The organism is Brevibacillus sp. (genome assembly GCF_003521185.1).
GTDB lineage: Bacteria > Bacillota > Bacilli > Brevibacillales > Brevibacillaceae > Brevibacillus > Brevibacillus parabrevis.
Genome location: NZ_DOTK01000026.1, coordinates 61,372 through 85,534 on the forward strand (window position 1 = coordinate 61,372; position 24,163 = coordinate 85,534).

Below are 24,163 nucleotides of genomic sequence, written 5' to 3' on the forward strand. Positions count from 1 at the left end.
GGACTCCTCCATCTTTTGGCGAGAATATGCCCGCCGTACTCCCCTGATCTGCTGCAAAAACAGGCTCAGAGGGCTGCTTGCTGCGCCCGCCTGCTTGTTCAGACAGGCTGCTTCTCGCTGATCGCCTTGTGAATCGCGTGAGCGGCACGCTTGCCGTGATTGGCTGCATCCACTACCATCGCATCGGTCTTCCCTCCGCCGAAAATCACGTCCCCTGCGGCAAATACTTGCGGATTCGATGTGCGATACGTGCCTTCCTCAACCGCGACGATGCCGTTTTGATGCTGCAAGCCAAGCAGATCGATCAACGGCAGATGGCGGTTTTGGCCGATCGCTTTCACTACGAAATCCACCTCGATCACGAACTCGCTGCCAGCGACAGGAACCGGGCGTTTTCTGCCTTTGGCATCCGGCTCTCCAAGCTGCATGCGGATCAGCTCCAGCCCAGTCACACGCCCGCCTTCTCCAAGCACGCGCGTCGGGGCAACCAGCCAGCGAAACTCTACGCCATCCTGTTTGGCAAACTCGTATTCAAACTGGTAACAGCTCATTTCCTGCACGGTTCTCCGATACAAAATTTGCACGTTGTCCGCACCCAGCCGCTTCGAACAGGTCGCGGCGTCAATCGCTGTGTTCCCTGCGCCGATCACGACTACTTTTTTGCCGACCATCTCAGCAGACAGCGGCTTTGTTTTCGTCTCCTCCACCAATGTAATCGCATCCAAAACGCCTTCCAGCTCTTCCCCCGGAATCTGGAGCGAAGGCACTTTGGCCATGCCTGCCGCGAGCAAAACCGAGTCGTAGTTGGCAAAAAGCTCATCGGGCATGATGTCGACGCCGATCCGCGTGTTGGTGTGGATTTTGACGCCGAGCGCCTCTACTTGCTCGACCTCCCACAGCGAAACTTCCTGCGGCAGCCGGAAGGAGACAATGCCGTACGTGTTCAGGCCGCCCGCTTTTTCTTTCGCTTCGTACATCGTGACCTCGTAACCGAGACGGGCCAGTTCCCGCGCCGCCGACAGCCCGGCTGGTCCCGCGCCAATGATCGCCACCCGCTTTCCGGCAGGCTCTCCTTTCTGAAACAGACTGGCTTTGTTCGCAATCGCCCAGTCGGTCGCGTGGCGTTGCAACAAACCGATCATGATTGGCTTGGAGGCGTGATTGAGCACACAGGCGCCCTCGCACAGTTCCTCGGTCGGACAAACACGAGCACAGCTTGCCCCTACCGGATTGGATTCCATGATCGTCCTCGCCGAACCGAGCAAATTGCCTGTGGCGATTTTGCGAATGAACGAAGGAATGTCAATCGATGTGGGACAAGCCTTGATACAGGGGGCGTCGTAGCAGAACAGGCAGCGATTCGCCTCATCGACCGCCTCTTTCGGTTTTAGGGCGCTCACCACTTCGCTAAAATTTTTTTGCAGATCATTGGGCACGCTCATCCATACACAACCTCCTTGCCAGCTCGAATAAGATGCTTGCTATTAATCAATGTGCAAGCAGCGCGTTTTATGATTGTTTCATTTCACGGCAGCATATGTTTGCGATGCAATCATTTCGCTCGCGCAGTCATGAATGATTTCAGCAGCGAATAGGCTAACAATAACCACGGCGGCAAAGGAGTTTGTCAGATGAGGGACTACGCCCAAAAAATCGAGCAGACCAAAAAACAAATCGCCGAGCTGCACGCCCTGCTTGCCGAGCTGGAACAGGAACAGCACGCCTATCTGGAGCAGCTGGAACAGCGGAAAACGTATTTGTCCTCGCGGGAAATTCTCGACCTGCTGAACCAAAAGCAGGGGCGCTACGGCAGCATGGCCTCCATCAAGCGCTGGTCGGACAACGGCTACTTGGGAGATGGCGTCGATGAACGGGAAGCTTTTCCCCTGCTCGCGAGCAAGCAAGGGAACAAACGCTTTCTGTATCCGCGCGAAGCCGTGCTGGCGTTTTTAGATGAAAAAGGACTGCTTGCCCCTGCGTATGATGTTTTGGACCGCGTGCAGCTCCGCCAGGCCAATCGGGACTTTTGCTGGGCATTGGTCACGGCTGTCTCGCGCCATGATCTTCGCTTTTTTTACCAAGTTCAATTGGAAACAACGGGAGAAGTCGTGCCGGCAGTACCGGAAGAAGAGTTGTTTCTCCCTCTCCCGTAAGGAGGCACTATGGAACTGGCCGTCATCATGCTGGAAAATACCGTGGACAATCAGGCGTTTTCCCGGCAAATACGCGACTTTCACAAAAAAAAGGGGCAGCCCCTCGCCATTCGTTTCAGCGAAGAACTGACCCATATTATTTTGGAAGCACCGTGCCTGTACATACCTGACCCGATGCAGCTTGATCCGCGCACCATTCTGGATGGGACGATCCGCCAGGTCGCCAGCCATGGAGAAATCCATCCCCGCCACAAAGGGAAGACCGTCAATCTCCACCTCGATTCCGAGCTGGTTGCCGAACTGGAGCAAATTCGCGCGCTCGTCAGCAGCAAAACCCAGCAGGAAGTGATTCGCGAGCTGTTCGTGCGGGGCATGCGCTCCTACCTCGCGGAACAAGAAGAGGACCGAAACGAATGAAACAACGCTCGCCTTGCCAGCTCCTGCGCAGCTTCGCGCAACGGGAGGTGGCTTTATTTTTTCCAAGTGAAGAAAATGCGCTCACCCGCGATTTGGTACGTGACGGTGTACAACTTTTTCGCTTCTGTCCCCACTTCAAAGACGATTTCTTTTTTCGTTGTGTTTATGCGGGTTTGGTTGATATCAAAAACCGTGAAGGGCACGCCCGGCTGCTTGTCCATCGCGACGATAACACTGTTCTTTTGCGCAGGAACGTGGTACGCGCCAACACCCAGCATCGTGTCGTACAAAATCCAGTTATTGTCGAGCCAGGTGAGCTTATTGACAAAATGTCCCGGATACAACTGGGCGAGTGGCTGGTAATCCTTATTGTAAAAACGAATGTTCGTCGAACTGTACAACCCTTCCGAATCGGGCACCGCGATCGTTTTTTGATCGGGCGAGGCAATTCCTTCGCTCTTCGCTCGTGCCACGTTGGCTTTTTCCAGCTCGATTCGCTCTTTTTCCGCCAAAAAGAGCGCGTCTTCCGCTGAAATCGTCACATGCGGCAGCTTCGCCAAGGCAGGCAGCTCGCTTTTCGCCGGAAAATTGCTGTAAATCGTCAAAGTCCCATCCTCCGGGGCGCCGTCATAGGCGATTCCTCTGGACGGATACTCCCAGGCGTACGTGCCGATCCCGTGCAGATGATAGGTGAAATCTGGCTGGCCCCAGGCGGCAAAGATGGAAAATGACCCGGAATTGGCCGGCTCTGCGAGCTTTTCGCCGTATTCTTGCAAATGTCTTGCCATATCAAGGATCGCCCGGGTGTCTGTGAGAGGATCGCGACGGTAGAGCGAAAAAGCTTTGACCTTTTCCCCGGCAAACGTCACAAACAAATAGTAATTCGGATACGCGTAACCGATCAGCTCTTGCTTCTGTTGCGAGAATAGTGGAGTTCCCAGCTTGCGCAAAAGCTCCTTTTTCGCAGTTTGGACGGTAATGCCCGGGACGATCTCTCCCGTGAACGCAGAGTCAGCCAGCACTCCGAATGCACGCTCGTTTTCGTCCCACTTGACGGCTACGCCCTTTTGAAAATATTCATATCCGTCAAATGTTTTGACTGGCTGTCCAAGCTGTCTGCGCAAAGTATCTCGCTGCCACTTGCCCGTCTGCAAAAAACCGAGCAGCGAAGTCTGGGACAGCTCCTGTACGGCTTGGGCGTGCATCCCTTGACTCGAATCCGCCTGTTGCCAGCTAGGAGCCACACTGTAGGCGGCGGCTGACACTGTTGCTGACAGGCATACGCTAGAAACCAAGGCAATCATATATTTCACAATCACGGTACTCTCTCCCCGTTTCCCTCTTGCCGGATGTTTGTCTTTTCCAGTTTACCAAATGGTTCCACTTTTCGGTGAGGCAAATTGCTTCGCAAGCCGAAAACAGGACAGCAACAGGAAAAAGCCTTGCTCCCGCGTACGGAAAAGCAAGGCTTTCGGACAACAGCGACCGTGATGGACTTTACTTCGATTCGCCGTGCAAGTAATTGAAGAACGGCTGGTCTACCCAAAACTTGTACGTCTCGACATTCAGTTTGTCGCTGAGCTTTTTCAAGCCGGCAACCACTTTTGCCGACTCCTCGTTCAAGGAGAACGTCTGGACGACGTAGCGACCTTCTTTGATCACGTTGTTCGTGATTACCGGATAATCGGCAAGCTCCGTGCGGGAATGGTAGAGCGGCTGCCACCAGGATGCTGCCAAGAGCCCGGTCGTGTCTTCCTGATCCCGTTTGGCGTATTTCAGCACGAGCGGCTGGAAGCGCTCTTTCTCAGCCTCGCTCGCAAACTCAAAGCTCAAATCGTATTCTTTCGCATAAGCGATGAAATTGCCGTTTTCGATCTGGACCACTTGATAATCATCTGTCTGCGTCGGCTCTCCCCACTCTTTCAAGTAGATGAAAGCAGACGTTTTCGGCTCAAACTGGATTTTCGCGTCGATGCCCTCGCTCTTGAGCAAGCCGATCAGTTGAATCGCATGAGTCAAGTCGCTATGTCCGTACGTGATTGTGCGCGCCGGATCAAAATGCGGGTCGAATGCCGCATCTTTCAAGTTGTAGCCTGTGTACAGATTTTGCTTCAAGCCCGTATCAATGAGCTTTTGCAGCTCCCCTGCCTTGATAATCGACGATTCGCTCCAGGCTTGCGCCAGCTTGCCGTAAATGCCCGACTCCTGCACAGTCCCGAGATAGTTCTTGTAGTCGCCGTGGAACTCTACCACTTTCCCCAGCAGCTCTACCGCCAATTCAGTTGTCGTATCGCCTTCGGCCTTGATTGCTGCCAAGGTGTTTGCCGATACAAGCCCGGTATCAATTGCTGCGGCTACTTCCTGTGCCGCTTGCAGCGAAACCGCTCCGCCTTTTTGGTAGGCAAGACCTGCTTCCTTCCAGGCAGATGCTACCTTGTCCTCGCTGTATGTGTAAGCAAGCTCAGCCAATCCCGCTGCCTTGACAGAGGCACTGATCGCTTCCCAGGCAGCGATTTTCGTTGCTCCCGCCTTCGCTTCCGGAACATAAGCTTTGGCGAGCGCTTCTTTTTCCGTTATACTTTGAGTAGCGGCCACAACTTTCGCCAGCGCTTGGGAAAATTGGCTGCGCAATACTGTTTTGTCAATAGAAATGCCATATTGCTGGGCAAGATAGCTGGCGTATTCGGCTTTGGCTGTTGCAGCCACCGTTTCTTTTGCCAATACGGCAACAGGTTGATTCGCTTGCGCTGCTCCGGCTGCTTGCGGAAGCACCAGTGCAGAAAGCAGTACCGCTGTGGCGGAAAGCTGGAGCCATTTGTTTGTTTTGATCATGACCGTTCCTCCTTATGTATGAAGCAGAAACATATAATAACTATTCCTATATGTTCACTTGGATATATGATCATTTACATTATCACTTGCTCTTACTTTGTGTCAACGCTTTTTCGTTTAATGAAAATGATTTTATCAGAAAAGCAAAGCAGTTCGCCCTTTTGAAACAGCGAACTGCTTTTTTATATGGCGGCTACTCCTCAGTCAGCTCTGACCATTTGTTTACTTTGACAGGCGGCTTGTAATCGCGCAGACGATCGAGCAACACGGCCGGATCGCTCTCGCACACGACCAACTCTCCCTGCATCTGCGGGATGAAGCCTGTCTCGGTAGCGTGCCGCACCAGTTCCATCAGCGGAGTGTAGTAGCCGTCGACATTCAGAAGACCAATCGGCTTGCTGTGAATCCCGATCTGCCCCCAGCTCACCACTTCAAAAATTTCTTCAAACGTTCCGTAGCCGCCCGGCAAGGCGATAAAGCCATCGGACAAGTCGTTCATTTTCGCTTTTCGCTCGTGCATGGATACAACTTCATGCAGTTCGGTCAGACCCGTATGTACGATCTCACCGCGAAACAATCCTGTCGGCATGACGCCAATCGCGCTCCCTCCTGCCGAGAGAACCGTATTCGCCACTCGCCCCATCAGTCCCATGTTGGAGCCACCGTATACCAGTTCAAGCTCTCGTTTGACCAGTTCTTTGCCCAATGCTTCTGCGTACTCGGCAAAAGCCGGGTTTACTCCCGGGTTGGAACCTGCAAAAACACAGATACGTTTCATGTCATCCTCCTAGACCAATCAAAGTTGTGTGGCTGCGAGCACCACTTTTTGGTGTATAGTACAATTATACAAAAATCTAGAAGGGACAGATACGTTTGAATATCACGGAATTTCAGAAATGGGTAGGAGATTTTTACGAGGAGCGCGGTTGGACGCAGTACGGGCCGTTTATTCGCGTCGGCTTCCTGATGGAAGAAGCAGGCGAGCTTGCCCGCGCGGTACGGGCGATTGAAATTGGCAGAGATCGGCCGGACGAAGGGGAAAAAGCGGCGCATGAAGCGCGTCAGGAGTTGGTCGAGGAACTGGGGGATGTGCTCGGTAACTTGATCCTGCTCGCCAACCAGTACGAGATTCCGTTTGAAGAGATTCTCGATGCCCATAAAGCCAAGCTGCAAAAACGGTACGACCAAAAATAGCATCACAGCAAGCCGCACCTGGCCGCTCACGAAAGCGGAACGCCGGGTGCGGCTGCTTTTTTCTCTCTAGTACGCTATATAGACCGCTCCTACTCCAACGTATCGAAAGCTTCTTTCATGACGCGGGCAATAAAGTCGATGTCCTCGCTAGTCGTGGAAAACGGCGGAGACAGGGTGAGCACGTTGTTGAAGCCTGGAATCGTGTCGCCGTTGCGGCCGATGATGAGTCCGCGCTTTTTGCATTCGCCGATCACCTGTGTGAGCTTCGCCGGTGCGGCAGGCTCTTTTGTTTTGCGATCCTCCACCAGCTCGATCCCCATCAGGAAGCCGAAGCTGCGAATGTCGCCGACGTAAGGATGATCCGCGAGAAACGCCAGCTTGGCCCGCAGTTCCGCTCCCAACTGTTCCGAACGCTCGACCAGTTTTTCCTCTTCCAAAATTTCGAGGTTTTTCAACGCGAGCGCACAGGCGGCCGGATTGCCGCCAAACGTGTTGACATGGCGGAAGTGCGCATTATTGCCCTGCTCGTTGAACTTGTCGGCGATGTCCGCCCGCACGGCTGTTGCCGACAGAGGCAAGTACGCGCTCGTAATTCCTTTTGCCATCGTGACGATGTCCGGCTTGATGCCGAAGTTTTGATGGCCAAAATGTTTGCCGGAGCGGCCAAACCCGCAAATGACCTCATCGACGATCATCAGGACGCCGTACTTGTCGCAAATCTCCCGCACCTTCGGCATGTACTCCGGTGACGGGACGAGCACTCCCCCGCCCGTAATCGTCGGCTCCATAATCACCGCAGCCACTGTTTTCTCGCCTTCCCAGTTGATCACCTGATCGAAATACTGGGCGCATTCCAGATTGCACTTGCCGTACGATTTTCCCGCTGGACAGCGATAACAGTACGGCGGCGGAACGTGCAAAAATCCTGGTGCGAGCGGCTCGTACTTTTCCTTGCGCACTGCTTGGCCTGTCGCTGCCAGCGCCCCCATCGTGTTGCCGTGGTAAGCGCGGTGGCGCGAAATGAACTTGTAGCGCCCCGGTTCTCCGTTCTGGTGATGGTACTGGCGCGCGATTTTGAATGCGACTTCGTTCGCCTCCGACCCGCTGTTGGAAAAGAAGACGCGATACTCTTCCCCCAGCCACTCGCTGACTTTTTCCGCGAGCCGGATCGCAGGCACATGGCTCTGCGTCAGCGGGAAATAGGCGAGCTGCTTCAACTGCTCGTAGGCGGCGTCTGCCAGCTCCTTGCGCCCGTAGCCGACGTTGACACACCACAGGCCCGACATGCCATCCAGGTAGCGATTGCCGTCAATATCGGTGATCCAGGAGCCTTGGGCGCCTGTCACGATCATCGGGTTCGGATTGTAGGGCGACATGTGGTGCCACATGTGCTCGCGGTCTGACGCAAGCAGGCTGTCCTTGTCGTACTCTTGCAACTGTTGATCTTGCTCCATCGCGAAAGCCCCCTTTATTTGACGAACACTTTTTGCGAGCCGATGCTTGTATCGCCATCTTCAAACCATCTGGAGGTGACCGTCTTTTTCTTGGTGAAGAACATGACGCCGTCCTTGCCGTTTGCGTGGAGATCTCCGTAAAACGATTCTTTCCAGCCCGAGAAGGCGAAAAAGCCCATAGGCGCGGGCACGCCGACATTGACGCCGACCATCCCTGCTTCCACCCGCTGCACAAATTCTCTGCCCCATTTTCCGTTGTTCGTGTAAATCGTCGCCCCGTTGCCGAAGCGGGAACGGCTGATCGCCGCCAATCCTTCTTCAAAGTTGCTCACGCGCATGACACTGAGCACAGGCGCAAAAATTTCGTCGCGCACGATGACCATTTCCGCATCCGCCTGGTCAAAAATGGTCGGGCCGAGGAAATAGCCGCTCCCTTGTTGTTTCGCATCCTCCCGTCCGTCTCGCACCAACGCTGCCCCGGATTCCACTCCCTTTTCGATGTAGCTGTGGACTTTGGACAAATGCGCGTCACGGATGACCGGACCGAGATCGACGCCTGCCTCAAGACCGTTGCCCATCTTCAGCGCATTGGATTCTTCGATCAGATGCGCCACCAGTTCGTCGGCGATTTCCTCCACAGCGACCACGGCACTCGCCGCCATGCATCGCTCGCCAGCGCAACCGAACGCCGAGCTGACGATCGTTTTCGCCGCCCGCTTCAAGTCGGTATCCGGCATGACCAAATGGTGATTTTTCGCGCCCGCCAGCGCCTGCACGCGTTTGCCGTGAGCGGCCGCCGTTTTGTACACGTACTCCGCTACAGGCTGCGAGCCGACGAAGGAGATGGCCTTCACATCAGGATGCTCCAACAAGCCGTTGACGACATCGTGAGCGCCGTGAACGACGTTGAATACGCCGTCCGGCAAGCCTGCTTCTTTCAGCAATTCGGCAATGCGGATACAGGACAGCGGAGTACGCTCCGACGGTTTGAGAACGAACGTATTGCCCGCCGTAATCGCGATTGGATACATCCACATCGGAACCATCACCGGGAAGTTGAACGGTGTAATCCCGCCGACGACACCGAGCGGGAAGCGGATCGACTGGCTGTCAATGTTGGCCGCGATGTTCGGCAGCGTCTCGCCCATCAGCAAGGTCGGCATCCCGCAGGCAAACTCGACCATTTCCAGCCCGCGCAACAGCTCTGCCTGCGCCTCCGGCAAATTTTTGCCGTTCTCCAGCGTGATCATCCGTGCCAGCTCGTCCTCGTGCTTCATCAACAGACTGTGGAAGCGGAACATGATCCTCGCCCGATCGACTACAGGAGTTGCGCTCCAGCCTACGAAAGCTTCCTTCGCAGCGGCAACGGCCTTGTCCACGTCTTCCTTCGTCGACAGCGGTACGCGGGAAAGCAGTTCACCTGTCGCCGGATTGGGCACATCCTCGAAACGGGTTGCCTGCGACTCCACCCATTGCCCCCCTACGTAGTTTTTCAATGGATTTCCAACAGTGGCTGTGTTCATCCTTTCAACTCCTTACGCTCATTTGTTTGACAATTCCATTTTATCCAAAAATAAAGCTTGTCATCACTAGACAAAACGCTAAGCATTCGGTAGCATTCATCATACATAGTGTCAATTGTCCGTTTGGAAAAAGGCTCTCTTCACGTAGGCGGGCAGGAAAAGGAGAAGCACATGAGCAATGACTGGCGCTTGACGATCACAGAAGCAATCAAACGCCCGCTGTTTCAGCACGCAGAAGTGGTCGCGGGCCACCGCGGACTGGCTCGTCCGGTTCGCTGGGTGCATGTCCTGGAAACAGCAGATACGGGACAGTTTCTCAATGGCGGCGAACTCATCCTCTCGACAGGGCTTGGTTTTGGCGGGGCAAAAGAGAAGCGGCTTGCCTATTTGGCTGAATTGATTCGGCGCAAAGCATCCGGGCTGTGCATCGAGCTTGGCGAATACATCCCGGCGATTCCGGCTGACATGCTGGAAATGGCGGATCATCACGAGTTTCCGCTGATCATCTTCCATCAGCCCGTGCGCTTTGTCGATATTACCCAAGACTTGCACGAGCATTTGATCAATCGCCAGATGCAGGCTTTGCGTGATCTGGAGGCGTATTCCCGAGGCTTGCAGCAGCTCAGCCTCCAGGCGGCAAGCATCCCCAAGCTGCTCCAGCATTTTCAGGCGGCCGTGCAAACCCAGGTGTTGTTTTACTCGCCGGATGTCGCGGCCCAGTACGTTCCCGTTTTGCCCCACGCCGTCCAGGTAGAGATGAACGAGCTGATGGCATCGCTTTTTGCCGAAGAGGACACCCGTGATGCCAGCGTCCGCTTCCACCCGTTATCCATGACCAAGCAGCTCGTCTACCAGCCGGTTATGGCAATGGGGCATTTGCTCGCCTATGTAGGCGTCATTTTGTACGAGCGGGATGCGGACGAGTACATGCTGCTTGCGCTCGACAACACCGTCTCCGCCATGGCCCAGTTTTTTATGCGAAAAATGTTTGCCGAAGAACAAGCCCGGGTGATGGAAAACCGACTGTTCGACGATCTGATCGCCGATCGGCCGATGACAGAAGATCATATGCGTACACTCCTTGGGTTGTCGGGAAGCGTGAAAACAGTGAGCTACCATACGTTGATCGTCTCCTGCGAAAAATCGGAACCAGCCGCAGAAGGCGCCCTCCAGCCGCACGAATTGACCGCGATATACCGTTCGCTGTTGACGCGCCAAGGCTTTTTGCCGTTCATCCGCTGTATGGGCCACCGCTTTTATTTTTTGCTGATCGAACCGAAGCCGCGGGCAGATTCCCGGCGCGCATTGGAAAAGGCGTGGGCTGACTTGAAGCGGATCGCCGTGCAAATGCTCGGAGCAGACACTCAGATTCGCTGCGGGATCGGGCGCGTGGGCAAGCGTTTGTCCGATGCGGGACGACATCTGGCGGAAGCGGAGCAGGCGCTCACCTTCCAGCGCGACTCTAGCAGCCCGTTTTTTTCCGATCTGGGGTTGTTTCGCCTGCTGTTTCACATTCCGGCCGAGCCTGTCCTGGACCATTTCATCACCGATTACCTCGGCCCGCTGCTCGCGCACGACGAAAAGCATGGATCAGCACTGACCCACACGCTGCACGTCTATTTGAATGCCAATCTGTCCAAGCAGGCGGCCGCCGAGCAATTGTTCATCCATCGGCAAACGCTGTATCATCGCCTGGAAAAAATCGCAGAGTTGATCGGAGACGATTTCGCTTCGCCTGAGCGCCGTCTCTGTCTGGAAATCGCCCTGCACGCACAGCAATGGCTGCAAAAAGAAGACAAAGCTCTGCCTCGGTACTAGCGCAGAGCTTTGTCCTTTTCTGTTCCTTTTCCTGATCGCTGGGCTAACCTACCGCTTCTTCTTTTTTCCTGGATAGCTGATGTTCATCTGAAACTTCGCTTCTTTGCCGTCCGCAAGCTCGACGCGAATCTTGAACAAGCCGGACTTTGGCAACGACACCGTCAGCTTTTCCGGGTTATCCGTTCCTGTTGCAGCGGCCAATTCCTCCCGCGTGTTGTTGTCGTACACGTACACATTCACATCGGCTTCCTCATCCCATTGCGCAGACACGTCCAGTTCGCCCGCGTTATAGGTGCGAATCGTAAATTCCTTGTAGGGCGTTTTCTTGCCGAGTGTCCCTTTTTTCAGTTCGCTCTTGACTTCGTAGTTATCGCCATTCCCTGTCTCGCCATCATCGTCGCCGCCGTCATTGTCAGCTTTTGCCCATTTTCCCGTCGTCGCCAGAGCGTATGGCTGCGGACCTTTCGGAATGTTGTAGCCTTCCACGGTCACCGTGTACGTCCCTTTTTCCGGTTCCACAATCCACACTTGTTCCACGTTGTTGAGGTTGTCGACCTGATCGTCATAAGGCGCTTCGAAAAAGTCATTTCCGTTCAGGCGCTCGCCGCTTGGCGTAGTGACCTTGAGGTTCAAATCGTTGACAAGCGTGCGCCGGGCGGCAAAAGACGCGGGATAGTCTGTCCAGGCAAGCGTGATGGCAAGCGGCTTGGAGCTGTCCGTCACCTTGATCGCATACTCGGCTTTTTCTCTCGTTCGCAGCCCGTCTTGTACATCCTTGTAATTCGTCTGGATCGCTTCTTGCAGATTGGCACGGCCAAAGCCTTGCAAGCGCATGTCTTCTCCCAAATCATCTGCGCTGGCCAACAGTATGGCCTTGAGCAACGCTCCGCTTGGCTCTTTTTCCCCCTGCTCGTCCAGGTACTGGCGAATTTGCGCGACACCGCCCGCCAAAATCGGGGTCGCCATGCTCGTTCCGCTCATGTAGGCATAATAATCGTTGAAGCGCTTGTCAAAATTTTTGCTCGGAGCAAGCGAAGACCTGGTCGACAAGATGGATGTCCCTGGCGCTACGATATCCGGTTTCAGACGTCCGTCTGCTGTCAGGCCGCGACTGCTTTCTTCCCACACTTCGTCTTGATTGTCGGAATGCTCGCCCAAGCTGGGACGAACACTCTCGCTCGCCCCGACTGCAATGACGTTTTTCGCCGTGGCAGGACTGCCGATCGTTTGATAGCCTGCCAGCCCCTTGTTTCCGGCAGCGATCAATGCTGTCATGTCGGGATGCTCCCACAAGAAGCGATCGAACAGAAACGAGCTTAAACTGTAATCCCCGTTGTCATTCGCCCCCCATGAGTCGGAGTGAATCCGCGCTCCGTCGGCATACGCCTCCTGCAAAATCGTTTCCACGTCCGTCACCAGGTTGCCGCTGCGATCCTGAATCGAATGAAAGACAAGCTTGGCCCCGGGAGCCATCCCTTTATATTGCTGATCCGAAGCTTCTCCCGTTCCGAGCAGCGCGCCAGCTACGTGCGTCCCATGCCCGTGCCGATCGCTCGCATCGTCTGGTCGCCCGAGCGCGTACAAGCTTTTCACCTGGCCGGAAAAATCCGGGTGCATAGAGCTGAGCTTGCCTGTATCAAGCCCGGTATCCGCTACGCCGACGATCTGCCCTTTTCCTGTATATCCTGTCGAGTACAGCTCATCCGCATGAATGATGCTGGCCGCGATGTCGTTGTGCAGCTCGTTTTGCGGCACTGGAACGATCGCGATCACATCCTCTGACTCGATGACCTGCCCAATCGCGTCCTCGTTCATCGTAGCGATCGAAATATGCGGCGCGTCCTCTGGCGTGGCAAGCCCTGCCATATCGGCGTCATCGGCTAAACGGCTTACTGTTCGCACCATGTCGACGTTTTGGTCAAAGCCGATCACCGCCACCTCTACCGCCTTGTCTTTTTCCAGCGAGGAACGCAGCTGCGGTGCCAGTTTGGCTTTCGGCTGAAACGGAACCACTTTTTTCACGAAGGAAAGCTGCTCGATTTCTTCTTGCTGCTCTTCGTCTGCAAGCTTTGCCAGGAAAGCGTAGTCCGGTATGTAATCGCCCAAAGTCGCTCCCATATCTGTCAGCTTCTCTTTCCACTCTTCACGGACAGGGCCTGACAGCTGGATGATGACGAGTTCGGACGCGCTCTTTTTGGTTGACGTTTTCTCGATCGCCAGCCCCTCTGTGGCTTCGATCTCAATATTGCCCCGTCTCTCCCCTTCTTGTCTGGCCGCCGCTGGCAAACTGGTTAGCAGCATCGTTACGGCGATGGTAGTAGATAGTGTAGCATGCCATTTCTTTTGCAACGAAAAAACACCCTTCCCCTCATGGCTTGTATTACCATTATACGGGATCGGGTGAATTGTCAAAAGAGTAGGAAGACAGATGTGTGGGACAAAACCTAGTCTTTTGTCCCGGTTTCTTCTGATTGCCAGGTCAGAAGCGGTTCGAAGTCGCTCCACGACAGCGTCGCGAGCAACTTTTCATCCCAGGCTTCCCGCGGAATACTCGTGAGTCGCATCGCCTGATTTTGGATCGCTTCCTGCAAAAGATTGTAGCTCAACCGTCCGTTTCCTTGCAGCATCTGCTTCTGCTCGGCTGTTTCCAGACTTTGCGCAATCGCTGCAATGGCGCTCGCCTCGATCACATAGCCTGCCTGCTGTGCCGCCTGTTGCAAGATGCAGACCAGCTCCGCCACCGAGTAGTCGGCAAAGTGAATGTACTTTTTAAAGCGGGACACAAGCCCGGGATTGCTCAGCAGAAGGCCGCTCATCTCTTGCGGATAGCCCGCCAGCACTACGACGAGGTTTTCCGCGTGCCGCGTCATTTCTTCCACGAGCGTGTGAATCGCTTCCTGACCGAAGTCTTGCTGGCTGCTCCCGAGCAAGGCGTACGCCTCGTCGATAAACAGGACACCGCCCAATGCTTCACGCACTTTTCTGCGAGTGAGAGCGGCGGTCTGTCCGACGAATCCCGCGACCAAATCGGCTCGGCTCACGGTGACCAGGTGGCCGCGCTTCAAATACCCGACCTCCTGCAAAATTTGCGCGTACAACTGGGCGACGGTCGTTTTGCCCGTACCCGGATTGCCCGTAAATACAGCGTGCAGTTCAATCGCGCTCTTGGGCAAGCCTCTTGCCGAGCGCTCCTGCTGCACCGCGACGTACGCCGCAATTTTTTTCAACTCGGATTTCACCTGATCGAGTCCGATCAACGCCTGAAGCTTTGCCTCCGCAGGCTTTTCCGCCTGGGGCGCAGCCAGCTCGCGAACATCCTCCGGGCGCAAAATCGTGAAATCGTCCCATTGCAAAGCTTTGCCCGCCGTGGCTCGTCCTTTGGCAAAAATCGCATCCAGGACGAGACTGGTGACCGTTCTGGCGTTGCCGAATGTGTCGTCCACTTGCGCTTTCTCGATTCGCTCGCGCAAGGCCAGCTTGGCGGCATCCGTCAAGGTAAAATCGTTGCGCGCCGCCACCGCATCGGCAATTTGCACCAGCTCGTCCGCCGAGTAATCCGGCAAAACGAAGTGGCCTGTCTGGGGAAAACGGCTGTACAAACCGGGATTGGCGTACAAAAAGTGCCGCATTTCTTCCGGGTAGCCAGCGAGCATGACGACAAAGCGCCCGGCGTACTCCCCACTCGTCATGGCGGCTACCAGCGTGTCGATCGCATTTTGCCCGTAGTCGCTGCCCGAGCTGTCCGGCCGCTTCAAGCTGTATGCTTCATCAATAAACAGGACGCCGCCGTCTGCCTGCTTGATCGCATCCATCACCCGCTGTTCCGTCTGGCCGACATAGCCGCCGACCAGATGGGAGCGATCTACTTCAATCAACTGTCCCTTAGCCAAAAGCCCCAGCTCGTGATACAGGCGGGCAATCAAGCGCGCCAATGTCGTCTTTCCGGTGCCAGGATTGCCCATGAGCACGAGATGCAACGGGAGCTGGTCGTGCATGTGCCAGCCTTTTTGCTCGCGAAGCTGGCGATATTGCAAAAACTGGGCCAACAGGCGCACGCGCTGTTTGATCTCGTCCAGACCGATCAAACTCTCCAACTGCTCCAATGCCGTCCGTTTGTCCTGGTCCTCGCTGGTCGGCCCGTCATGCGCCAGCTCGCTATCTTCCTCTGGCAGCAACTGCTCTTTTTCCTGCGCTTGCTGGTTGAGGGCGCGAATCGTCTCTTGCAGTTGCGTAAGCAGCTCGGCGGAAAAAAAGACGCCGGAGAGCGAGGCTCCATAAGCTTGCACGCGCGCAAGCAGCTCTTCCAGCAGCATCTGTCGCCTGTCGTACAGGGCGACCATCGCTTCCGCCAAAGCCGTCGTCTGCTCGTCTGCGAGCATGTTGGCTACGCGAAGCGCTGCTTTGGCCATCGCCTGCCAGTTGCCGATGTCGTCTTGGGCCTGGAGCGCCTTGTCTACGAGCACTTCCACCGCCCGCCTTTTGGCGACTACATTGTCCGTCTCCCGCAAGGTCGGAAACGCTGTCTCCAGTTCATGACTGCGCAACTGCAGCAAGAAAAGCCGCAGTTGGGCACCGAGCGCATACAGATCGTTCGGTTGCAACGCCAAAGCCCGGTCCAGCCACTCCTGCGCCATGGCTGTTCCGCCTTTTTTCATCATGCGCAAGATTGACAGCCTGGCAAGAACAGCGGCTTCTGCCTGATCGAGCTGCTCTTCGGAATGAATGGTGCGACTTTCTTCTATTTTTTGCAAAAGGGCCAGGCATTCGCCCTCGGTAAACGTTTGAATGCATACAGGGTTGTCAAACGCGCGCTCCCTGTCAGGTTGCCGCTCTCGCTCATGTTGTTGCTGCATGTTTTGGTTCCTCCCGCTCTTCTGTGTCAATCTTTGTTGTAGCACATTTACTGGAGGAAGAAAAGGATATCGCCAAAACTCGCTTTTACACGCTTCGGTTTGCCGCTGCTGCGCCGATCTGCTTTTTCGCAAGCAAAGTCGCCAGCACGAGCAAAATGCCTGCACCGCCAAATTCGAGGAAAGCACCGCCTGCGCCGTACAAGGCTGCTCCGGCAATCGGCCCAACGGCCATTCCCAGGTAGCGGATCAAATTGTAGACGCCGATTGCCGTTGCCCGTTCCTGTTCATACACTTCCGAAAGCAGAGTCGTATGCACAGGCATCCCGATCCCGAGCGCAAAGGCAAACAACGCGCTGCTTGCCACGAGCAACGGCAGGGACACGTTCGCTGTCACCATGAGGAAAAAGGTAGCCATAGCGTGCATTCCCGCCGTCCAGAGGAGTGCTTTTCGCGATCCCCACCTCTTCTGCAAGCGAATCGCCTGTTTGCTGCTGATCATGAAGACGACAGAGGCGAGCAAATAAAGCAAGCCGATTTTGTCGGCAGACAAGTGATAGTAGCTTGTCAACTGCACAGGGATAAACAACAAGAAGCAGTAGTACGTAAACATCTGTGAAAAGCCGAGCAAGATCACGGACAAACCAGTTGGTTGCCGGCATACAGCGAGATAGCCGCTCAGTTGAAACCGTCTGGAGCTAGACTGACTGCTTTTCGTTTCCGGCAGCAAAAGTCCGTTTCCAGCGAGCAGCAGCACGGCCGTAGCCGCTAAAAATGCAAACACCGCCGTATGTCCGCCTGCTCCGCCAATCCAGCCGCCGAGCAGTGGCCCGATTGCTGGACCGATTGCCAGCATCATTTGATACGTTCCCATGGCACTCGCTCTGTCGCTGCCCTCAAACAGGTCGCCAATCATCGTCGCCGCGACAATCGGAATCGCTGCGAAACCGATCCCTTGCAGCGCCCGAAAGACGAGCAACATATCAATCGAATCTGCCAGATAGCAACCGATGGAAGCGAGCGCGTACAACACGAGCGCCGGAATCAAGATTTTTTTCCGGCCATACTGATCCACGAGCGGGCCGTAGACAATTTGCATAACCGCCAGCATGACCGTAAACAGCGAAATCGTCAGGTTGACGAGAAACGCGCTCGTCTGAAACTCTTGTTGCATCGCTGGCAGGATCGGCATGAACAAATTTTGCGCGAACGTACCGAACAAAATGGTGATCCCGAGCAGCATTAATACTTTTTTAGCGTTCATCTTTCAGCTTCACCTCATCATTTTTGTGTCCAAGGAAACAATCTTCCGAAATAATAAGGGAGATGCTCTCTCCCTCGCTAGTCCTCTGCCCAGTTCTTTTGCAGTTGCTCCGTCGCCTCGCCAATAAACCGGGAGACAAAAGCCAACTCTTCCTTGCTGTACCGATCCAAAAAGCGAATCATGTCGTTCTCCAGCTTCGCGTGAAAGCTGTCGTGTATCGAGTTGACCAACTCGCCTACTTTTGTCAGCCGGAAAAAAACTTCTTTTTGGTTGTCTTCCAACTGATACCGCTCCAGCAAGCCTTTTTTCAACAGCTTCACCGTGATTTTGGATATGGCGCTTTTGGTCACCCCGATTTTTTGGGCAATCGTCGTCACGTTCACCCGTGCGTTGCTGCCGATCTCGGAAATGACGTGCAATTCGGTTATCGATAGGCTGTCCAAATGCTGGTAATCAGGGATGCTGCTGCGGATTTTCGCAAGCAGTAAGGACTCGCGCCGTTTGCTGCGATCCTCCTGTTTATGTAGCAGAGTCAGCCACTGATTCCAAATTTTCGTTTTCTGATCCAATTCAGCGGTCAGCTCCTTTGTCATGCATTTTTGTTTCCCAGGAAACAATATTACTGTATCACGTTCTGCGGCGGCTGACAAGAAAAAACCGCAGTCCGCTGAATAGGCGGCTGCGTTTTGCCCGGTTTTACCCTTTTACATTGCCCAGCTCCACGTCTGCGGCAAAATGCGCCTGGGCAGACTCCAGCACTTCGCCTTCCGAACCTGCCGAGATTTTATAGTTTGCGACTACATTTTTGCCATTGCGCACTTGAACGTTGTACTGGGAATCCCCATCATATGTGCATTCGCACTGATAATGCTTGCCATTGACCTGAATGTTTCCTTCCATGTGATCACACCTCCCCTTCTAGTGTGACCAGCCATGTGTGCTCTCATTCCCTGTCACGTCTCCAAGCGGACACTTCTCCCCGTGGCAGCCGACTCCATCGCCGCCTCGACAATGCGCAGCGCAGCCAATCCGTCCTCGCCTGTGGCGATCGGCGCTTGTCCCGTGCGGATGGCTTCGACAAAAGCATCGATCACGCCGCTCGCCGTCTGGTTGTCGTTCGTTTGCATCGCCCCGAGCTGATAGAGCACTCGCTGTCCATCCGCCTTGATGATCTCCAGGTCTTTTTCAGGCTCGGCAAAAATTTTCATGATACCCCGCTCGCCGTACAAGATCGTGCTGTTGTCTTCATCGCCATAATAGCTCCAGCTAAAAGATGCCGTCCCGATCGCACCCGATTTGGTTCTGAGCAGGCACGACATATGATCGCAAACCTCGATCGGCTGTCCGTGTTCATCCTTTTTGTCCAAAACGCCGGAAAAAGCGCTAATCTCCGCAATCTCGTCCTGGAGCAAATACCGGAGCAGATCGACTTTATGGATGCCCAAATCACCTGCAACGCCAAACGCGGAGCGGGCTTTTTTGAAAAACCACGTTCCGTTTGTCCCGTTGGCGCTCCAATGTTCAGGGCCTTGATGACCAAAGCTTGTTTTGAACGACAAAATGTTTCCCAACTCCCCGGCTTCAATCAGCTGCCGCGCTTTGGCATGCGCACTGACCAGGCGCTGGTTGTGGTCAATCATCAACACTTTGCCCGACTTGTTCGCTGCTGCGAGTATTTGCTTCGCCCCTGCGATTGTCGTCGCAATCGGCTTTTCACACAGCACATGCTTGCCCGCCAAAAGCGCCTGTGTCGTAATCAGATGGTGCATTTCGTTGGTTGAACAATCACTGATCGCGTCGATTTCAGGATGTCGTACGACTTCTTCCCAGCTCCCCGCTACTTGTCCGCCGTATTTGTCTGCCAGCTTCCTCGCCCGGTCTGGATTCGGATCGTAGACAAGCAAAATGTCCGTGTAAGGATTTTGCCGATATTCGGGAGCATGGCGGTGATTGGCAATGGAACCGCAACCGATAATGCCGACTTTTAAGGTCAATGCTTATTCTCCCTTCATATTTATCTTAATATTCTCATTATACAGACGATCACAAACAAAGAAAAGACGGTCCCTGGTCTTGTCCCTGACAGGTATGCCGTCTCTTTTTCTTGACTACTCGACCGAGTACACCTTGCGACTCGGCAGCTCCAGGCAATGCAAGCGCCCGCCAAAAACAGCGCCGCCATCAATTCCGATGATGTTGTTGTCCCCGAAGTAAACATCGTGTTTTCCGTGCAAATTTTCCGTCGGGGTATGCCCGAATACAACCGTCTTTTCCCCGCGATAGCCTTTGTGGAACTCATCGCGAATCCACATCAGCTTGTACGGGTCTGTTTCCGCCACCGGAGTCTCGGGATGCACGCCTCCGTGGACGAAAATATAATCGTCTGTCTCAAAAAAGCAGCGCAGTCCTCCGAGAAAATCGAGATGCTCCTGTACTTCTGGCGTCACTTCCAACGCTTCGGGTGCGCCAGATTCGGTAGCAGCGCCTGCGTGACCGTAGCTCGCCAGCGTAGCTTGAGCGCCATTGCGGAACCAGCGTTCGATAAAAACAGGGTCTTGCTCAAACGATTTCACCATCATATGGTCATGGTTGCCCATCAGGACAACTGCTCCTTGTTCGTGAAGCTGTTTCACTTTTGCGACCACTTCTCGCGATTTGGGGCCGCGATCCACGTAATCCCCGAGCAAAATCAGTTGATCGTTTTGCGCATCGTAATTCACAAGCTCCATCAGCGACTCCAGCTTGTCCAGTTCCCCATGTATATCGCTGATTGCCAAAATCCGTTTCATGCTAACCCTTCTTTCTTCTGTCTGTAAGGTTGTTGCTTGTCCTGTTTCATTGTACGCCCCCTCCTGCCCGATTTCTACCCCGACAGGAAGATTGCCTGATCAAAAAACAAACAGTCACGGTTCATAGACCAGTGACTGTCGTACCACACACTTGCTTATTTACTTGGCATCTCATTCCAGAACGTAATGGCATCTACGTCTAGCCGGGTAGTCGGATGTCCAGGCTGTGCCGCTTTTCCTACGGCGATCAGCATGACCGTTTCGTAGCGATCCGAGATTTGGAACGCCTCTTTGAACAATTCGTCGTTGTATCCGCCCATCGGAACGGTGTCATACCCGCGAGCTTTGGCAACGAGCATGAATTGCATCGCGACCAGTCCGCCATCTACAAGCGCAATTTCTTTCAGCACGCTGCGCTCGCGGTTTTCGTAACGGCGGTTGATGTTGGCGATCATGGTTGCTTTCGCTTCTTCTGTCATGTAGCCGGTGTCGATTGCTTTCTGGTAAATTTGCTCCGCCTGCTTGTAGCCCTCGTAGTCGCCAAGTACGGCGATCACTGCGGCAGCTTCGACGACCTGCTTTTGATTGAAGGCAATCGGGAGCAGCTTTTCTTTCAGCTCCTGCTCGTCGATGATCAGAAAACGCCAAGGTTGAAGATTCGAGCTGGATGGCGCCAATGTCGCTTCGGCCAGCATCTCTTTCAACTCGTCGCGGGAAATTTTGACGGATGCGTCGTAATGACGTACCGATCTGCGTTCGCGAATGACATCCGCAAAAGCTTTTTGGTTCATCGTTTGTTCCATCTGCTTGCTCCTCCAATCAGTAAGTAACTAACATTTTGAAACAAAAAGAAACGTGCTCAAACTGTACCATACATGCCAAGTTTTTGGCAATCCTTGCAACTGTAAAAAAACGCTTTGGCACCGCCCTTCCCCTGCGCGGGGGCATGAGCATGTGCCAAAGCGTCCTTTAAAGCCATCCTGATTCGGTTAAACCGGAGAAAACGCGGACAAAACCGCAGGCTGCTTCACGGTTTCGCCAGTAGGCAATTCAACGATAAGAACTCCAGCGTCCGCATCCTCGCCCGCTTCCCAGCGGAGAGCAAACGGCTTGCGCGAAAAAGCATCGTCCTCGTCCAAACTCGCCAGCATCTGCCGCAGTGTATCTGCCGTAACGGGCACTGGCACGCTTGGCCCTTCCTCTTGCGGAAGGGAAAGCAGCTTGGGCGCTTCTTCAAAATACTGAACCGTGTCGAGCAGAAGAGAGACTTGCTGCCAGCTCAACGGTGATACAAACGCTTCAAACGGAGTTGCCATTTTCCATCATTCCTTCTCTTCGCCAAGATCGAACAAACTGACAGGAGCACCTGTCGCCTTTTGCTGCGAGCTTGCGGATTCTCCCTCTCCAGAGCCTTTTGCGGTCGGCTCCTCTTTTGGTTCATCAGTTGGCAAAACGGTTTCAAAGACAACCGCTTTGACGCCGCCTTCCACGACGACGCGGCCAATTCCGCCCTGCTCGTTCACAATCACCTGGTTCGCGTCCACTGGCACCCACTCGTTTTGCGCCGTCCAGGCGTACACGGTTTCCTCCAGGTAAATCGCCGTCAGCTGGTGCGGATGGTTTTTGCGCTTGCGAATCAACTGCACGCCTTTGCCAGCGCGTCCTTGCAGCGGCATGGCGGCAATCGCTGTCCGCTTCACTACGCCTTCCTCTGTCAACAGCGTAAACGCTCGGCTGTCTTCCAGCTCAGTCGGCAGCATCGTCACGACTTCATCTCCCGCTGCGAGTGTAATCGCTTTTACGCCGCTGGAAGCGCGACCTGTCGCCCCGACTTCTGCCTGCAAGAAGCGAATCCCCATCCCGTCGCGGGTTGCCCCCAAAATCCCGCCAGCTTCCGCCGTTACGAATACATGGACAAATTCGTCATCTTCTGATTTCAGCTTGGCAGCCACGAGTGCGCTCGAACGATTGGTTTCATATTCGGACAGCGCGGTCTTTTTGATCAAGCCGTTTTTGCTGACATGGTACACAAACAACGGCTGCTTGAAGTTCTCGACGATGGTGAATCCGACGATCCGCTGATTTTTTTCCAGCGGGATGACGTTGACCAGCGCAGAACCGATATCTTTCCACTTGTCGTCCGGGAAAGCATTGACGAGTGTGGCGAAATACTTGCCGTCCTGCGTGAAAAACAGGGCCGTATGGGACGTGTTCGTCTCCACGAAGTAGCGCACCTTATCCCCGTCCTTCACTCCGCACGTCTCCAGGGTTCCCCCGACCGACTTGAAGGAACGCGGGCTTGTCCGCTTGATGTACCCTTCGTTCGTGAGGGTGACGATGCAATCTTCTGCATTGATCTGCATGGCGATATCGATTTTGATTTCCTCGATTTCGCCCTGGATTTCCGTCAGGCGCTCTTCCGCGTACTTTTTCTTGATCTCGTTCAACTCGCCTGTAATAACCTGAATCAGCCTTTTCTCGCTGGCAAGAATCGCTTTCAACTCCTCGATTTCTTTCGCCAGGGTCGCCAGCTCTTTTTCCAGCTTGACGATATCGAGGCGGGTCAAGGAAGCGAGCTGGATGCTCAGAATCGCGTCTGCCTGCTCATCCGAGAAGCCGTACTTCTCCATGATGTTTTTCTTGGCGTCGGCACGGTCTTCGGAATCCATGATCGTGTCGACGATCTCGCGCAAAATCGACTTGGCGCGAATCAGCCCTTGCACGATATGCTCGCGCTTCGACTTGCGCTCCAAATCGTACTCGCAGCGCTTTGTCACGACTTCCTTCTGGTGATCGACGTACGCCTTGAGCAGTCCTTTGAGTCCCATCTGGTGGATGGTTCCCTCGTGAATCACGTTCATGTTGTAGTTGTAGTAAATTTGCAGGTCAGTATTTTTGTACAAGTAATTCAAAATCGCCTGCTCGTCCGCTTCCTTGCGAATATCGACGACGATGCGGACTTTGTTCATCTCCGCTTCTTTGCGCCCCGTCTCATCGCGAACAGCCAGCGCGCCCTCGATTTTGCGGTCCATGACCAGCTCGTCAATTTGCCCGACCAGCTTGGACTTGACCACCTCGTAAGGAATTTCCGAGACGACGATTTTCTTCACCTTGCCGCCTTTTGGCTCCTCCACATGCGTCTTGGCGCGGATGATGAATTGGCCCCGGCCTGTTTCAAACGCCTTGCGGATTCCCGACAGACCTTGCACGATGCCTCCCGTCGGAAAATCCGGCCCTTTGACGTGCTTCATCAGCTCGTCGAGCGAGATGTCCGGATTTTTCATCTGGGCAATCGCCGCGTCGATCACTTCTCCCAGATTGTGGGTCGGAATGTCCGTGGCAAAGCCGACAGCAATCCCGGAAGCGCCGTTGACCAAAAGGTTGGGAAAACGCGAAGGCAATACAGCCGGCTGCTGTGCCGAGTTGTCGTAGTTCGGGATGAAGGTGACAGTATCTTTTTCAATATCGCGCAAAAGCTCGTTGGCGAGTGCGGACAAGCGGGACTCCGTGTAACGCATCGCTGCTGGCGGGTCGGCGTCCAGACTGCCGAAGTTCCCGTGTCCTTGGATGAGCACCTGACGCATTTTCCACCATTGGGCCATGCGCACCATCGTCTCGTAAATCGCCGAGTCGCCGTGCGGGTGATATGTACCCATCACGTACCCGACTGTTTTCGCCGATTTCCGGTACGGCTTGTCATTCGTATTGCCCTCTTGGTACATCGCGTACAAAATCCGGCGCTGTACAGGCTTCAGACCGTCGCGGGCGTCCGGGATCGCGCGGGAGAGAATGACCAGGTTGGCATAGTCTCCGAACCGCTTCCCCATGATCTCCGCGAAGCTCTGGTTAATGATCTGATTGGACAACAT

Annotated in this window: 20 protein-coding genes; 4 read left to right on the plus strand and 16 right to left on the minus strand. The window is 54.5% G+C overall.

Annotation, left to right across the window (positions count from 1 at the left end; all coding sequences use genetic code 11):
• Nucleotides 1-98 precede the first annotated feature (98 nt).
• Nucleotides 99-1,442 carry an NAD(P)-dependent oxidoreductase gene (locus DEP07_RS06025; protein WP_280648489.1) on the minus strand — a complete coding sequence of 448 codons (1,344 nt, stop codon included), beginning with the start codon at nucleotides 1,440-1,442 and terminating at the stop codon, nucleotides 99-101.
• Nucleotides 1,443-1,631: 189 nt separating this feature from the next.
• On the opposite strand from DEP07_RS06025, the gene DEP07_RS06030 reads away from it, so the two are divergent.
• On the plus strand, nucleotides 1,632-2,153 hold the full coding sequence (locus tag DEP07_RS06030; RefSeq protein WP_173596571.1) for a hypothetical protein: 522 nt from the start codon (nucleotides 1,632-1,634) through the stop codon (nucleotides 2,151-2,153).
• Between the two features lie 9 nt (nucleotides 2,154-2,162).
• A complete protein-coding gene (locus tag DEP07_RS06035; protein WP_173596570.1) occupies nucleotides 2,163-2,570 on the plus strand; it encodes a hypothetical protein in 408 nt (135 codons plus the stop codon).
• Nucleotides 2,571-2,623: 53 nt separating this feature from the next.
• Here the strand turns inward: DEP07_RS06035 and DEP07_RS06040 are convergent, their stop codons facing one another.
• From DEP07_RS06040 to DEP07_RS06050, 3 genes are all read right to left on the minus strand, one after another.
• On the minus strand, nucleotides 2,624-3,889 hold the full coding sequence (locus DEP07_RS06040) for a hypothetical protein (RefSeq protein ID WP_122965407.1): 1,266 nt from the start codon (nucleotides 3,887-3,889) through the stop codon (nucleotides 2,624-2,626).
• Between the two features lie 178 nt (nucleotides 3,890-4,067).
• Nucleotides 4,068-5,402 (minus strand): hypothetical protein, encoded by a 1,335-nt coding sequence (locus tag DEP07_RS06045; protein WP_173596569.1) that lies wholly within the window; start codon nucleotides 5,400-5,402, stop codon nucleotides 4,068-4,070.
• Between the two features lie 193 nt (nucleotides 5,403-5,595).
• Nucleotides 5,596-6,180: a TIGR00730 family Rossman fold protein gene (locus DEP07_RS06050; RefSeq protein WP_063228535.1), complete on the minus strand. Its 585-nt coding sequence runs from the start codon at nucleotides 6,178-6,180 to the stop codon at nucleotides 5,596-5,598.
• 95 nt (nucleotides 6,181-6,275) lie between these two features.
• On the opposite strand from DEP07_RS06050, the gene DEP07_RS06055 reads away from it, so the two are divergent.
• Entirely contained in the window at nucleotides 6,276-6,596 is a 321-nt protein-coding gene (locus DEP07_RS06055; RefSeq protein ID WP_122965405.1) for a MazG nucleotide pyrophosphohydrolase domain-containing protein, read from the plus strand.
• A gap of 89 nt (nucleotides 6,597-6,685) precedes the next feature.
• Here the strand turns inward: DEP07_RS06055 and DEP07_RS06060 are convergent, their stop codons facing one another.
• Both DEP07_RS06060 and DEP07_RS06065 read right to left on the minus strand, forming a co-directional pair.
• Nucleotides 6,686-8,050 (minus strand): aspartate aminotransferase family protein, encoded by a 1,365-nt coding sequence (locus tag DEP07_RS06060; protein ID WP_122965404.1) that lies wholly within the window; start codon nucleotides 8,048-8,050, stop codon nucleotides 6,686-6,688.
• Between the two features lie 14 nt (nucleotides 8,051-8,064).
• On the minus strand, nucleotides 8,065-9,573 hold the full coding sequence (locus DEP07_RS06065; RefSeq protein WP_173596568.1) for a CoA-acylating methylmalonate-semialdehyde dehydrogenase: 1,509 nt from the start codon (nucleotides 9,571-9,573) through the stop codon (nucleotides 8,065-8,067).
• Nucleotides 9,574-9,744: 171 nt separating this feature from the next.
• On the opposite strand from DEP07_RS06065, the gene DEP07_RS06070 reads away from it, so the two are divergent.
• Entirely contained in the window at nucleotides 9,745-11,391 is a 1,647-nt protein-coding gene (locus tag DEP07_RS06070) for a PucR family transcriptional regulator (protein ID WP_287102257.1), read from the plus strand.
• Nucleotides 11,392-11,439: 48 nt separating this feature from the next.
• On the opposite strand, the gene DEP07_RS06075 is transcribed toward DEP07_RS06070, so the two are convergent.
• From DEP07_RS06075 to parC, 10 genes are all read right to left on the minus strand, one after another.
• Complete coding sequence (locus tag DEP07_RS06075; protein ID WP_173596616.1) at nucleotides 11,440-13,692, minus strand: S8 family serine peptidase; 2,253 nt, start codon at nucleotides 13,690-13,692, stop codon at nucleotides 11,440-11,442.
• Nucleotides 13,693-13,835: 143 nt separating this feature from the next.
• Complete coding sequence (locus DEP07_RS06080) at nucleotides 13,836-16,244, minus strand: AAA family ATPase (protein ID WP_287102258.1); 2,409 nt, start codon at nucleotides 16,242-16,244, stop codon at nucleotides 13,836-13,838.
• 85 nt (nucleotides 16,245-16,329) lie between these two features.
• Nucleotides 16,330-17,505: an MFS transporter gene (locus DEP07_RS06085; RefSeq protein ID WP_287102259.1), complete on the minus strand. Its 1,176-nt coding sequence runs from the start codon at nucleotides 17,503-17,505 to the stop codon at nucleotides 16,330-16,332.
• A gap of 77 nt (nucleotides 17,506-17,582) precedes the next feature.
• Complete coding sequence (locus DEP07_RS06090) at nucleotides 17,583-18,098, minus strand: MarR family transcriptional regulator (RefSeq protein WP_229049693.1); 516 nt, start codon at nucleotides 18,096-18,098, stop codon at nucleotides 17,583-17,585.
• Nucleotides 18,099-18,201: 103 nt separating this feature from the next.
• Nucleotides 18,202-18,405, minus strand: a complete 204-nt coding sequence (locus DEP07_RS06095; RefSeq protein WP_063228527.1) for a hypothetical protein — start codon at nucleotides 18,403-18,405, stop codon at nucleotides 18,202-18,204.
• Between the two features lie 53 nt (nucleotides 18,406-18,458).
• Entirely contained in the window at nucleotides 18,459-19,499 is a 1,041-nt protein-coding gene (locus DEP07_RS06100; protein ID WP_173596564.1) for a Gfo/Idh/MocA family protein, read from the minus strand.
• 114 nt (nucleotides 19,500-19,613) lie between these two features.
• Nucleotides 19,614-20,294 (minus strand): metallophosphoesterase family protein, encoded by a 681-nt coding sequence (locus DEP07_RS06105; RefSeq protein ID WP_122965398.1) that lies wholly within the window; start codon nucleotides 20,292-20,294, stop codon nucleotides 19,614-19,616.
• 155 nt (nucleotides 20,295-20,449) lie between these two features.
• A complete protein-coding gene (locus tag DEP07_RS06110) occupies nucleotides 20,450-21,097 on the minus strand; it encodes a nitroreductase family protein (RefSeq protein WP_122965397.1) in 648 nt (215 codons plus the stop codon).
• A 186-nt stretch (nucleotides 21,098-21,283) separates the two neighbouring features.
• Nucleotides 21,284-21,610, minus strand: a complete 327-nt coding sequence (locus tag DEP07_RS06115) for a hypothetical protein (protein WP_274874011.1) — start codon at nucleotides 21,608-21,610, stop codon at nucleotides 21,284-21,286.
• 6 nt (nucleotides 21,611-21,616) lie between these two features.
• Nucleotides 21,617-24,163: a DNA topoisomerase IV subunit A gene (gene parC / locus DEP07_RS06120; protein ID WP_274874012.1), complete on the minus strand. Its 2,547-nt coding sequence runs from the start codon at nucleotides 24,161-24,163 to the stop codon at nucleotides 21,617-21,619.